The organism is Myxococcus sp. CA039A, assembly GCF_013336645.1.
GTDB classification, from domain to species: Bacteria; Myxococcota; Myxococcia; order Myxococcales; family Myxococcaceae; genus Myxococcus; species Myxococcus llanfairpwllgwyngyllgogerychwyrndrobwllllantysiliogogogochensis.
Map to the genome: position 1 here is coordinate 34569 of NZ_JABUMQ010000038.1, position 12487 is coordinate 47055.

Genomic DNA, 12487 nt, shown 5'->3' on the forward strand with positions numbered 1-12487 from the left:
ATAATAGTATTCATTATCGACGCCTGACCAGCGGCATCGAAAAACCAGGGCGCAGGTCCCCACCCGTTACCCGCGGGAGGGCAGGACACCGTGCCGCAGCAGCTTCAGGCAGAGCGCCAGGTACGCGCGTTCCCGCTGAGCGCGGCTGCCCAGGTGACGCAGCCGGTGGGCATGGCGCTCGCTGTAGCTGACCCAGGCCTTCATGAGGCCCGCCATGGCGATGAGGAGCAGCTCCGGGTCCACGTCCTTCGCGACGGCGCGGTTGCGCTGCGCGGCCCGGACCTGGGCGGCCTGTCGTTCGACGAAGTCGTCCTCACCCGGCCACATCTCCAAGTCCCCTTCCAGCGCGGCCCAGGCGGCCAGGCGGGACCACTCCGGACTCGCCCGGAAGAAGCCGACGAGCTGCTGGAGCCCCTCCTCGGTGAGCAGCCCCAGGCCGTCATCATCGGGAGCCGGTGCGTGGGCCCGCGCGGAGTCCTCCACCGCGTGGGCCTTCACGATGGCGTAGAGCGACTCCTTCGTCCCGAAGTGGTGCTGAATCAGGCTCACGGACACGCCCGCCGCGGTGGCGACATCCCGGAAGGACGTCCCGGCGAAGCCACGCTCCGCGAACAGCCGCGTGCCCTCCGTGAGGATCCGCTTCCGGACCCCCTCCGGGTCCCTCGTCAGCACGGGCTTCTTCTTCGCGGCGGCGACCATCGTGAACTTACTGTACGACCAACAAGTTCACCATTCAAGTCTCCGGGCGATAGGGGCCGCCAGGGACACCCCAGCCCCAGATGGGCATGGGCCCGTCCAGCGTGACGCTCGCGCCGGGCTGGGAGTTGATGACGGCGAGCCGGGAGCCCCACTCGACGTAGGCGACGAAGGCCGAGCGGAACTCGGGGTCCGAGGGCAGCTCCACCTCGTTGGCGCTGTCGAGCAGCAGGTCCGTCCAGCGTCGCCGCTGCGCCTCCGTCAGGTGCCGCTCCAGGTGGTGACGCAGCATCCCGGGATGTCCGCCATGCGCCTCGCTGTAGGCACGAGGCCCGCCCAGGACTTCACCCAGGAAGAGGGCGACGTGGGCCGGGTGCCGCGCGGACATGCGCTCGAAGATGGGGCCGAGGAGCGCGTCGGTGCGCACCCGGGCATAGAAGCACTCTGTCAGCCGCGCCAGGGCCTGCGCCCCACCCGCCCACGCGTAGAGCGTGGGCACCGCGGACGCTGCACCGCCGTCGCTCACGGCCGGGTCCACGCCGTGTCGACGTCGTAGTGCTTCATCTCCTGGATGTCGGAGACGAACGGCCGCACGAGCACGAAGAACTTCTGGAAGGCCGCGCTGCCCCGGAACCCCTTCATGTGTCCTTCGAGGGAGTCCCACTCGATGCGGACGACGAAGTGGTGGGGCTCCTCGGAGCCTCGGCTCACTTCGTAGCGCAGGCAGTGCGGCGAGGCGCGCAGATGCTCACCCGCGGCCCGGTAGGCCTCGAGGAACGCGTCGGCGCGCTCGGCCGGGATGTCATAGCGGATGTATTCGACAATCATGGACTGCTCCTTGTTCGATGAGGACTTCGACGGGCGGGGTGCGGCGGCAATCCCCGCGACGCCCAGGGCGGCGACGAGGAGGAACAAGGCGACACGACGAGACTTCCCGGACACGGACGACCTCCAGGGCGGGGACCTGGTTTCGAGGGTGCATTCCCGCCCAGCCATGCCACTGTAAGGACGACGGGAGGACCCCCGCTTTGTCGGCCGTTCCGATTCGTGGGCCTCGCGTTCCAAAGGGAGGGATGGGGATGGAGCCGCTGTCCGCGGTGCTGCGTGGGATGAACCTGAAGGGAAGCATCTACGCGGCCTGGGAGCTGCGGGCCCCGTGGGGCATGGACCTGCCGGAGGCTCCCTTCGCATCCTTTCACTGGATGGAACAGGGAAGCAGCTGGCTGCGCGCCGGCGAGGACGTCCTGCCCCTGGAGGCCGGCGAGCTGGTGGTCCTCTTCGGTGGCCAGGCACATCAACTGCTCTCCTCGCGTGCGGCCTCGGCCACGCCCCTGTCACGACTGCTCGTGCGGCACCCACCCGTCGCGGGGGTTCATCACGTCGAGGGCCCGGGTGCGCAATCCCGACTGGTCTGCGGCAAGTTCGCGGCCGAGGGCGAGCAGGGCCTCCGGATGCTGCGCGGGCTTCCCCCCGTCGTACACCTGGGACGCGAGAAGCTGCAGGCGCTTCCCGCCCTCCACGCGCTGCTGACGTCCCTCTCCCACGAGGCGGGCTCCACGGCCCCCGGAGCCGCCACAGCGGCCGCGCGAATCACCGAGGCGCTCTTCGTCCAGGTCCTGCGCACGCTGCTGCTCGAATCGGACGAGGGGCCCCCCGGGTGGCTCGCGGGGCTGCGCGAGCCTCGACTGGCGGAGGCGCTCCACCTGCTCCACATGGACCCGGCGCGGCCCTGGTCCGTCGAGGAGTTGGCCTCGCGGGTGGGAATGTCCCGCACGCGCTTCGCCCTGCTCTTCCAGGAGCGCATCGGCCAGCCTCCCGTGGCCTATCTGGCCCACCTCCGCCTGGAGCTCGTCACCCGACGGTTGCGCGATGGCGAGGAGTCCATCGCCGAAATCGCCCACGCGGTCGGGTTCGAGAGCCAGTCCGGACTGAACCGCGCGTTCCGTCGGCGCTTCGGGCAGACGCCCTCGGCGTTCCGCAAGTCGACGCGTGCCTGAAACATCCCACCATCGTAGCCGGTTCGTACAAGCGCCAGGGAACACGCGCGTCCCACACTCGCGCCATGAACCTCGCCCAGAAAATCGCGGCCTTTTCAGCCGGTGGCTTCCTGCTCGCGGGCCTGCTCTTCGGCGTCTGGAAATATCTCCAGATTTCCCAGAGCCCCAAGGCCCAGGCCTCGCCCTACGTCGACATCGCCCACCGGGCCGCGCTCCTCTATTCGTTCGCGTGCCTCGTCGTCGAACGCTTCGTCGTCCTCAGCGCCTTGGATGACACCATCGAGCTGATCGCCGTCATCGCTCAAATCGGCTTCTTCGCGGTGGGCGTCTCGACCTACGTCATCCACGGCCTCCTGAAAGACACGGACAATCAATTCGAGCGCCCCCACAGGCTCGGGCGTGCAGTGGTGCCTCCCGCGGTGATGGTGGCCTCCATGGTCGCGCTCATCGCGGGAGAGCTCGGAGGCTTCGCCGTGCTGTTCTGGGGCGCCGTCACAACCTGATTGTGACAAGCAGGCAGGCGACCCAGGGCTTCCGCCCGTGCTCCAGGCAGGGGGCGGGGTCGTCACGGACCTTCAGGATGAGCCCGGAGCCCAGAGGCGTTTGCCTCCGCTGGGGGCCCATTCTTCCGCCCTCGTGGAGTCCTCGCCCCCCGCGCCTCGAAGAAATTGTCGGGTAGCACTTCGCGCCGCCACCGGAGTTTCATGACAAACTCCGCGACACTTCACGCGCCCAGCCGCCTGCTCAGGGAATTCATGTCATTTCTGGACCGCATCCTCGACCCTCCGAGCTACGGCTACGAGAAGAACGGCGCGCTCTACGTGCCGACCCACCGGGAAATCTTCTCGGAATTCTTCGCGCGGCTGAACATCTTCCGGACGCGGAAGAACTGGCTGGCGCTCATCGGGTGGACCACGACGCTGGGCTTCGGCATCCCACTCGCCCTCTTCTTCACCCACTACTTCAGCTGGTGGCTGCTGCTCGTGGGTTTCATCTACAGCATGGTGGTCCTGGGCACACACGGCACCATCTGGTTCCACCGGTACTCGACGCACCGGGCCTTCCAGTTCAAGAACGCCTTCTTCCGTGAGCTCTGCCGCAACCTGGTGGTGAAGACGATTTCGGAAGAGGCGTATGTCATTTCCCACCACGTCCACCACGCCAAGGTGGAGACGCCGGGGGACCCCTACAACGCGAAGGCCGGCTGGCTCTATTGCTTCCTGGCGGACGTGAATCATCAGGGCATCCGCAGGGACTTGAACGCCAAGGACTACTCGCAGCTGTGCAAGCTGATGGAGCACACGGGTGTGCACCTGAACAGCCATGCGCAGTACCAGAAGTGGGGCTCGCTCTGTCACCCCGCCTGGACGGTGGCGCACTTCCTGGCCAACTGGGCGGTCTGGTACGGCGTGTTCTTCCTGCTGGGCGGCCACGCCCTTGCGCTGGCCCTCTTCGGCTGGTCCGGCGTGTGGGCCGTGGGCGTGCGGACGTTCAACTATGACGGACACGGAGGCGGGAAGGACCGCCGACGCGATGGCGTGGACTTCAACATGAAGGACCAGTCCATCAACCAGCTCTGGCCAGGACTCATCACGGGCGAGTGGCACAACAACCACCACCTCTATCCGCACGGAGCCCGCGCGGGCTTCCTGTCCTACCAGTTCGACCCCGCCTGGCACTTCATCCGCGGGTGGTCCTACCTGGGCGCCATCACGTCGTACCGGGACTTCAAGCAGGAGTTCATGGAGCGCCACTACCTGCCCTGGGCGGAGAAGCAGAAGGACAAGGCCGTCGTCGTGGGTGGCTAGAGCCTTCGAGGCAGGGAGAGGCACCGCTATGCCTCCCCTGCTCCCTGCGATACGCTGAAACGCGAATGGCGACAGAGAAGGCGCTGCTGCTCATCGCGGATATCGGCGGCTACACCCGGTTCATGAAACACCACCGCTTCAGTCTCGCGCACGCGCAAGACACGGTGGCGCAGCTGCTCGAAGCCGTCATCGACGCCTCCGGCAAGTTCAAGCTCGCGAAGCTCGAAGGGGACGCGGCGTTCTTCTACGCCGTCGGCGACGACTGCAGCGTCCTGGCCCGGCGGATCGCCGACATCCGCCGCGCCTTCCTCGCCCGACGCGAGCGGCTCATCGTCGACCGCATGTGCAAGTGCGAGGGCTGCATGCAGGTCGGCGGCCTGACGCTCAAGTTCGTGGCCCACTCCGGAGAGGTCGCCTTCCAGCGCGTGAAGCACCTCACCGAGCTGGCGGGCGTGGACGTCATCCTCGTGCACCGGATGCTGAAGAACGACGTCCCCGTGTCCGAGTACTTCCTGATGACCGACTCGGTGCACCAGCGGCTCCAGCCGGAGCTGCGCCAGCTCACCCGGGGGCTCGAGCACGAGTTCGAGGGCCTGGGCCGCACGGCCACGCACTACCTGGACCTGAACGAGAGCGCCCAGGAGCTGCCCGCGGCGATTGGCCCCAGCCTGCCCCGCAGGTGGTGGCACAAGCTGACGCAGGAGGCGCGCTCGCTGAAGTACGTGCTCGGCTTCCAGCAGGCCTGCCAGAACTTCCGCAACGTCGAGGTGGTCGACGCCCAGGAGGCCGCGCCCTCCTCCGACGTGCCGCGCTCCTGAACAGAGAGCGCCTCAGGCGGGCGCGCCCGTGGCACTCGATGGGGTCTGCTGACGGATGAACCGCCGGAACTCTCCCGGCGTCCGCGCGTGGACGCGCTGGAAGGCCCGATTGAAGGCCCCGGCGGACTCGTACCCGACGGCGTCAGCGACCTCCGCGAGCCCCAGGTCTCCGTCCCGCAGCAGGCAGCCCGCCTTGTACATCCGCCAGCGCGTCAGGTACTCCAGCGGCGTCTCACCCACCTTCGCCTTGAAGTGCAGCGCGAAGGCGGAGCGTGACATGCCCGCGATGCGGGCGAGCGCCTCGACAGACCAGGGCTGTGCGGGCGCGTGGTGCATGGCCCGCAGCGCGGCCCCGAGCGGTGCGTTCCCCAGCGCCGCCAGCCACCCCAGCTCCCCCGCGCCTCCCGACGTGTAGTGCGCGCGAATCATCTGCACGAAGAGGATCTCCGCCAGCCGGTTGATGACCACGGGTGAGCCGATGGCGGACGTCGCGGTTTCGAGCGCCAGGAGGTTGAGCGTGGCCCCCAGCGCGCTGGCCTGCGCCTCGTCACCCCGCACACAGAGGACGCTCGGCAACAGCTCGAAGACCGACTGGCCGCTCCACGCGTCGAACTCGAACAGCCCGGTGATGACCTGGGTCGCCGCGCCGCCACCGCCGAAGCGCAGGAGGTCTCCCGTCTTCGTGCGGATGAGGGCCTCCCCATCCTGGGCGCGCGTGCGCGGCGCATCGCGCACCGTGACGCCCAGCCCGGCCGCGACGACGTAGCAGTCCCCTCCACGCAGGGGGATGGCCTTGGGCTCCCCTGTCACCTCCAGCCAGCAGCTCCCCCGCGTCACCAGTCCGAACTTCGCGTGCGGTGAGCCGGGGAAACGCACACCCCAGGGCGCGGTCGCCTCCATCCGGCAATACAGCGCGCTCCGGACCCGCATCGCGGTGAACACGTCGCTGAAAGGGTCGACTCCCGATGGAGCCGCTCCGTCTGGACGATTGGACACTTCATCTGGAGTTTCAGGCACTGAAAGTCCTCCGCTCGGGACGTACTGTACTTCGCGAAAGAGAGGTTCCCACATGATTCTGGTCACTGGCGCGAATGGAACGGTCGGCAGCCTGGTCGTTCAGCAGCTCGTCGAAGCGGGGCAGCGGGTGCGCATCCTGGTGCGCGACACGGCGAAGGCGTCCAAGCACGGCGGCGCGGTGGAGGTCGTCCAAGGAGACCTCGCGAGGCCCGAGACACTCGGCGCGGCCTTCGCGGGCATCGAGAAGCTCTTCCTGCTGACGACGGGGCCCGCGCGAATCGAGCTGCACGGGCTCGACGCGGCCAGGGCCGCTGGCGTGCGCCACGTCGTGAAGTTCTCCTCGATGGGTTTTGGTCCGACCCGCGACGCGCTGGCCATCGGAAACTGGCATCGTGACGTGGAGGCGGCGCTGGAGTCCTCCGGGCTCGCGTGGACCGTCCTGCTCGCGGGCGGGTTCAACACCAACGCGCTCGGCTGGGCGCACACCCTCAAGACGCAGGGCACCGCGTTCGCCGCGACGGGAGAAGGCAAGGTGGCGGTGGTGGACCCCAGGGACCTCGCCGCCGTCGCTGTCTCCTCGCTCACCCAACCGGGGCACGAGGGCAAACGCTACGAGCTGACCGGCCCCGAGGCGCTGAGCTTCGACGAGCAGGTGGCGCTCATCGGCGCGGCGGTGGGAAGGCCCCTGCGCTTCGTCGACGTGCCTCCCTCGGCGGCACGCGACGCGATGTCGCAAGCGGGCATGCCCGCGCCGCTCGTCGAGGGGATGCTGGAGGTGATGGCGACCATCAAGGCCGGCGGCGCCGTGACGGTGTCCCCCGCCATCGAGCAGGTGCTGGGATGCAAGCCCCGCACCTTCGCGGCCTGGGCGAACGAACACGCCGCCGCGTTCAGGTAGCCCCGCGACAGCGGTCCTCCTTGGGCTCGCCGCGCGCATCGCCGCCAGCGAGCCCCCTCACCTCGTCTTCCGGAAGACCCCCCATGCCCCTCGAATCACTCCGTCCCAACGCCCCCATGACGTGGACGCGGCCCCACATCCTCCACCTGCTCCAGTCGGGCCTGCGTGCCTCCGTGCCCACCGTCCTCCTCGCGACGCTCGCCATGGAGGCACGGCCCCATGCACACGGGCTCTCCTTCTTCCCGGAGCTGCGGTACGCGGTCCTGGCTCCCGTGTGTGTCCTCGTCGCTGTACTCGCCGCCTTCGGCCACGGCTGGCTCACCGGGCGAGTCTCCCGGCCCCGTTCGATGCTGGCGACCGCCACACTGGGACTGGCGCTGGTGCTGCTCCTCGGGATGGCGGTGCTGGGCCGTGACGGACTCGCCGTCGCGGCACTCCCCGCCTTCATCACCGTGGCGTTCGCCGTGGCCTGGCTCGCTCCACGCGCGGTCGAACAGCCCTCGCGCTCACGCGTGCGGACAGTCGCCCTCGCGCTCCTCGGCACGCTCGAAGCCGCGGGCGTGGTGACGGCGCTCGCGGGGGAGCACGAACTGCCCCACGGCCCGGAGTCCCTCGTCGGCGAGATTCCTCGCGCGATGTTCGACGCCGAGCACCGGTTCGTCGACCTCCCCAGTGGCGCGCGCATCCACTACGTGGACGAGGGCACGGGCGACACGCTGCTCTTCCTGCACGGCAACCCCTCGTGGTCCTTCCAGTGGAGGGATTTGATTCGAGGACTGCGCGGCTCCTACCGCTGTGTCGCCCTCGACTACCCGGGCTTCGGCCTGTCGACAGCGCCTCCCGGCTTCGGCTTCACACCCGGCGAGCAGAGTCGCGTCCTGGAGGAGTTCGCGGAGCACCTCGGCCTTCGCGACGTGACGCTGGTCATGCAGGACTGGGGCGGTCCCATCGGCACGCACTTCGTGGCGCGGCGCCCCGAGCTCGTCCAGCGCGTCATCCTGGGAAGCACCTGGGCGTGGAAGACGAGCACGAGCGAGCCCCGGGGGATTTGGTCCGTCATCGCGGGCGGCCCCATTGGCGCGTTCGCGCAGCACCACTTCAACGCCATCGCCTCCTTCGGACTGAAGGACAGCATCGTCCGCGAGCTTCCTCGCGATGTGCGCGACGTCTACCTGCGGCCCTTCCAGCCACTCGAGCGCCGTGGCATCGCCACTTTCTATCCAGGGCAAATCACGAAGGCGCACACCTTCTTCGAGGAGGTTGAAGCGGGCCTGCCTGCCCTCGTCCACAAGCCGGCACTCATCTTCTGGGCGCTCGACGACCCCGGCTTTCCTCAGGCGGACCGTGTCCGCTGGGAACAGACGTTTCCGAGCCACCACACCATCGAGCTCGCCAACGCACACCACTTCTTCTTCGAGGACCACGCGGACACGGTCGTCTCCGAGATTCGCGCGTTCATGTCGTCGGAGCTCGCGAGGAACACGGCCGTGCCTTGAGGAGTCACACGCTTCATCGAACGAACCAGCGCTCGCGTCGGATGCGGAGTTGAGCGGCCTCGGGTACCTTGCCGAACAGCCTCTCGCCCGACGAGATGCACCAGGGGGATGTTCGTGAAGCTTTATTTCATGCCTGGAACTCGAGCCACCCGCCCGCGAGCGGCTCGTCCTACCCAGGGTCGCGCTTCGCCGAGCCGACCTTGAAGTGGAACCAGGAGGACAGATGATGAACCAGCTCGCATGTGGCCATGCCGCACCTCTCGCGGGACAGTGGTGTGCGCACCTCGCGGAGGACGAGGACGCGGGCTACCACGTCCGCTTCACGGGCCAGGGCGTCCACCACGACCTGCTCTGCGAGGACTGCGCGCGGGTGGCCCTGCCTGGCCAGGAGTTCCGGAGCATCTGCGCGGCCTGCCAGCACGTGAGATTAGGGAGGACCTCCGCGCTGATGGGCATCATCGGACGCCCCGGCGTGCGCACGCGGGCGACCGCGCTCCACTTCGAGCACCGGGAGCACTCCCTCCCCGCACTCGCGGGCCAGACGCTTCGCGGCCTCATCGCGCTGGGCACCGAGCCTCGCTCGCAGTGGCTCGCGGTGAACGAGCAGGGCGAGCTGCTTCGCCTCGACCTCGAAGAGGGTTCGCTCACGCACACAGGTGTCGTGGGCACGGGCACGCTCGACCTCTCCGCCGAGCTGGTGCTGCACGTCTCGCCGTGCGGGCGCTACGTGGCGGTGGTGAACTCGCGCGGCGCGAAAGGCCTCGTCATGGAGCTGGCCTCCGGCAAGGTGACGATGCCGCTGGACCGGGGCTCGTACCATGAGAAGCGCTGCGAGTTTCCCGTGGCCTTCTTTCGCGACGGCACCAGGACGCTGCTGGCGCATGCGACGGCCTGGAACCGACTGGACGTGTCGGACCCGGCCACCGGGGAGCTGCTGACACCGCGAGAGTCCACCCGGCGAGGCAAGCCCGGCGAGCCCCGGACACAACACGAGCTCGACTACTTCCACTGCGGCTTGACGGTGTCTCCGGATGGGAACTGGCTCGTGGACGACGGGTGGGTCTGGCACCCGGTGGGCATCCTGACCGCCTTCTCCCTGCGGCGCTGGGTCCACGAGAACGTCTGGGAGTCCGAGGACGGCCCCTCCCTGAAGCAGCTTCGCGAGTGCTCGTACCACTGGGATGGCCCGCTGTGCTTCGTGGGCCCGCGCACCCTGGCCGTCTGGGGCTTCGGCGGGGATGTCGACACCCTGCTCGACGCCGCGATGCTCTTCGACGTCGAGACCGGGAAGCTGGTGCGATGGTTCCCGGGACCGCGCGGAGCGTTCAGGTGCGATGGGAACCTGCTGCTCGTGAGCGCGAAGGACACGGGCACCACCGTGTGGGATGTGGAGACGGGCGAGCGGCTCCTCCAAGACTCCACCGTGGTGCCCACGGCGTGGCACCCGGCGGCCCGCCGCTTCCTGACCGTGCTGCCCGACGGCCTGCTCCGGGAGAGCAGCTTGAGCGGCGCGGCCTGGTGACGCGCGCCCCCCGGAAGTCGACGCGGCTCAGGCCGGGAACACCGCCAGCTCCAGCCGCCCCAGACGCTCCGGGTCGAAGATGGATTCGAGGGCGAGGACCTTCCCATCGCTGATGGTGAAGACGAGGACAGAGAGCAGCCGACCTCCCGGAGCCACGATGAGTCCGACCTTTCCGTTGATGAGCCCCAGTTGAGCGAAGCCGCCCCGGGCCGCGTTGATCTGCGCCTGCCGGGCAACCTCTCTCGCCCCGCGAGCCTCCCTCGGTGCTCCCGCGGGCAGAACCCGCGCATCCGTGCGCGCGACGATTTCGGGGTCCAGCACGGCGAGCAGCGCATCGAGGTCTCCACTGCGCGCGGCGGAGAGAAAGGCGGCGACGACGTCTCGCTGCGCGGTGAGGCCCGCCTCCGGTGACAGGGCCGCGCCGTGTACGCGACGACGCGCGCGGCTGGCGAGCTGCCGGGTCGCCGTCGCATTGCGCCCGACGATGGGCGCTATCTCGTCGAACGTCAGGGAGAACATGTCGTGCAGCACGAAGGCGATGCGCTCGGGAGGACTCAGGGCTTCGAGCACCACGAGCAGCGCGAACCCCACCGAGTCCGCCATGAGCGACTCCTGCTCGGGATTGCCGCCGGCCGCGTGACTGGCGAGCAGCTCCACGCCCTTGCTTTCCGAGGGCTCCTCACGGCGCGACTCGCGTGAGCGCAACTGGTCCAGGCACACGCGCGAGACGACCGTGGTCAGCCAGCCCCGCAGGTTCGCGACGTCATGGGTGTCCGCCCGGCTGAAGTGCAACCAGGACTCCTGGACAGCGTCCTCCGCGTCGCTGAGTGAACCCAGCATCCGATAGGCCACGGCTCGCAAGTGGACCCGGTGTGCCTCGAAGCCCTCGGCCCGCAGATTCTTTTCGTCCACCGGTCACACTCTTTCGCTGAGGTCCGTCACCGCGGCGCCGAACGTAACGCAGCCGGAATGACACGCACGCGGATGTTCGGTCCACCCATCAGCCAGGGCCCTGGAGGCCCTTGGAGCGTCCTCACCATGAACTCCCGCATGAAGAACCCCGCGATGGTCGTCCCCGAGGCCATGAACGCCCTGCAGGCCCTGGCAGCGGCCACCCACAAGGGCGGCGTGCCGCAGAAGACGCTCGACCTGATCCACCTGCGCGCCAGTCAAATCAACGGCTGCGGCGTCTGCGTGGACATGCACCCGCGCATGGCCAAGAAGGCCGGGGAAACCGATGACCGCCTCTTCGCGGTGGCCGCCTGGCGCGACACGACCTACTTCACCGACGCCGAGCGCGCCGCGCTGGCACTCACCGAGTGCGTCACCCGGCTCAGCGACCGCTCGGACCCCGTCCCCGACGACGTCTGGAAGGAAGCGGCCCGGCACTACGACGATACGGCCCTGGGGACCCTGGTGATGTCCATTGGACTGGTCAACCTCTGGAACCGGCTCAACGCGACGACGCGGCAGGTGGCCAACCCCCACGCCCGCTGGTAGCGCGGCGTCGGCTCGCCGACACCGTCAACGTCGAGAGGTCGAACGTCCGATGAACGAGGAGCCCTTCAGGCTCCAGCCCTGGAGGGTCGTCGCTTCTTTTCATTGCGCCGGGCGGTCACGGGCTGCTTCGCCGGCTTCGTCAGCTTCGGCTTCGTCAGCTTTGGCTTCGTCAGCTTCGGCTTCGCCAGCTTCGGCTTCTTCGCCGACACCTTCTTCTTCGGGGGCAGTTGCTTCTCGATCCAGGCGTCGTAGGCCGTCGTTCCGAAGACGTGCCCCTCCACGAGGTGCTGGAGGTACTTCTCATCCGTCACTTCCACCGAGAGGTCGAAGTGATGAAGACGCGCCCAGGCGGCATCCAGGAAGAGTCCCTTCCCCTTTTGCTGGAGGGGGGAGAGCTCGTCGATGATCTTCTGCAGCCGCCCTTCGCCGACCGCGTTGTGCCGCGCGAGAAGGTGGGAGCGCGCCACGAAGCGCGGCGTGTGTTCGGCGTGCCACGCGGCGTCCCAGACGGGGGGCTCGCCCAGCTCCGCATGAAGGGGCGACTTTGCCTTGCTTGATTTCTTCGCCAGGGCGACCCGTTCCCTCGCCACTGCCTTCGGCAAGCCCCTCACCAGAAACTCGGTAGGGTCAGCGCGTCTCTTCGCGTCCAGGAGCAGCATCAAGCCGAAGGCGCGGCCTGAAGCGTAGTCCGTGAAGCCGCCACCAAAGCCGGTCAGACAGTGCAGGGTGACTTCC

The 12487-nt window shown here is 68.4% G+C and carries 14 protein-coding genes; 8 read left to right on the top strand and 6 right to left on the bottom strand.

Annotated features, from left to right (window positions below; genetic code table 11):
* Positions 1-66: 66 nt before the first annotated feature.
* From HR086_RS09025 to HR086_RS49725, 3 genes are read right to left on the bottom strand one after another with little or no spacing between them, the layout of a single operon-like run.
* A complete protein-coding gene (locus tag HR086_RS09025) occupies positions 67-699 on the bottom strand; it encodes a TetR/AcrR family transcriptional regulator (RefSeq protein ID WP_174456368.1) in 633 nt (210 codons plus the stop codon).
* Between the two features lie 34 nt (positions 700-733).
* Positions 734-1222, bottom strand: a complete 489-nt coding sequence (locus tag HR086_RS49545) for a group II truncated hemoglobin (protein ID WP_174465370.1) — start codon at positions 1220-1222, stop codon at positions 734-736.
* The gene (locus HR086_RS49725; protein WP_246137029.1) at positions 1219-1638 is read right to left on the bottom strand and encodes a putative quinol monooxygenase; all 420 of its coding nucleotides are present in this window, start codon (positions 1636-1638) and stop codon (positions 1219-1221) included. The genes HR086_RS49545 and HR086_RS49725 overlap by 4 nt, the downstream gene beginning before the upstream one ends.
* 137 nt (positions 1639-1775) lie before the next feature.
* Here HR086_RS49725 and HR086_RS09040 point away from each other — a divergent pair, with 137 nt between their 5' ends.
* From HR086_RS09040 to HR086_RS09055, 4 genes are all read left to right on the top strand, one after another.
* The gene (locus HR086_RS09040) at positions 1776-2693 is read left to right on the top strand and encodes an AraC family transcriptional regulator (RefSeq protein ID WP_174465371.1); all 918 of its coding nucleotides are present in this window, start codon (positions 1776-1778) and stop codon (positions 2691-2693) included.
* Between the two features lie 65 nt (positions 2694-2758).
* Positions 2759-3196 (top strand): hypothetical protein, encoded by a 438-nt coding sequence (locus HR086_RS09045; RefSeq protein ID WP_174456371.1) that lies wholly within the window; start codon positions 2759-2761, stop codon positions 3194-3196.
* Between the two features lie 252 nt (positions 3197-3448).
* A complete protein-coding gene (locus tag HR086_RS09050) occupies positions 3449-4501 on the top strand; it encodes a fatty acid desaturase (RefSeq protein ID WP_174456372.1) in 1053 nt (350 codons plus the stop codon).
* Between the two features lie 65 nt (positions 4502-4566).
* Complete coding sequence (locus HR086_RS09055) at positions 4567-5319, top strand: DUF2652 domain-containing protein (RefSeq protein WP_174465372.1); 753 nt, start codon at positions 4567-4569, stop codon at positions 5317-5319.
* Between the two features lie 12 nt (positions 5320-5331).
* On the opposite strand, the gene HR086_RS09060 is transcribed toward HR086_RS09055, so the two are convergent.
* Positions 5332-6390 carry an AraC family transcriptional regulator gene (locus HR086_RS09060; protein ID WP_174465373.1) on the bottom strand — a complete coding sequence of 353 codons (1059 nt, stop codon included), beginning with the start codon at positions 6388-6390 and terminating at the stop codon, positions 5332-5334.
* Between HR086_RS09060 and HR086_RS09065 the strand changes: the two genes are divergently transcribed.
* The 3 genes from HR086_RS09065 to HR086_RS09075 all read left to right on the top strand — a co-directional run bounded on the left by HR086_RS09065 (position 6389) and on the right by HR086_RS09075 (position 10252).
* Entirely contained in the window at positions 6389-7234 is an 846-nt protein-coding gene (locus tag HR086_RS09065) for an SDR family oxidoreductase (protein WP_174465374.1), read from the top strand. The two genes, HR086_RS09060 and HR086_RS09065, sit on opposite strands and share 2 nt — an antisense overlap.
* A gap of 83 nt (positions 7235-7317) precedes the next feature.
* A complete protein-coding gene (locus tag HR086_RS09070; RefSeq protein ID WP_174465375.1) occupies positions 7318-8730 on the top strand; it encodes an alpha/beta fold hydrolase in 1413 nt (470 codons plus the stop codon).
* Positions 8731-8953: 223 nt separating this feature from the next.
* On the top strand, positions 8954-10252 hold the full coding sequence (locus HR086_RS09075; protein ID WP_174465376.1) for a WD40 repeat domain-containing protein: 1299 nt from the start codon (positions 8954-8956) through the stop codon (positions 10250-10252).
* 27 nt (positions 10253-10279) lie between these two features.
* On the opposite strand, the gene HR086_RS09080 is transcribed toward HR086_RS09075, so the two are convergent.
* A complete protein-coding gene (locus HR086_RS09080) occupies positions 10280-11164 on the bottom strand; it encodes a sigma-70 family RNA polymerase sigma factor (protein WP_174465377.1) in 885 nt (294 codons plus the stop codon).
* A 126-nt stretch (positions 11165-11290) separates the two neighbouring features.
* Here HR086_RS09080 and HR086_RS09085 point away from each other — a divergent pair, with 126 nt between their 5' ends.
* A complete protein-coding gene (locus tag HR086_RS09085) occupies positions 11291-11752 on the top strand; it encodes a carboxymuconolactone decarboxylase family protein (RefSeq protein ID WP_174465378.1) in 462 nt (153 codons plus the stop codon).
* Between the two features lie 65 nt (positions 11753-11817).
* Here HR086_RS09085 and HR086_RS09090 read toward each other — a convergent pair.
* Positions 11818-12487 (bottom strand): hypothetical protein (locus HR086_RS09090; protein ID WP_217441733.1); only part of this gene is annotated, 670 nt, incomplete at its 5' end.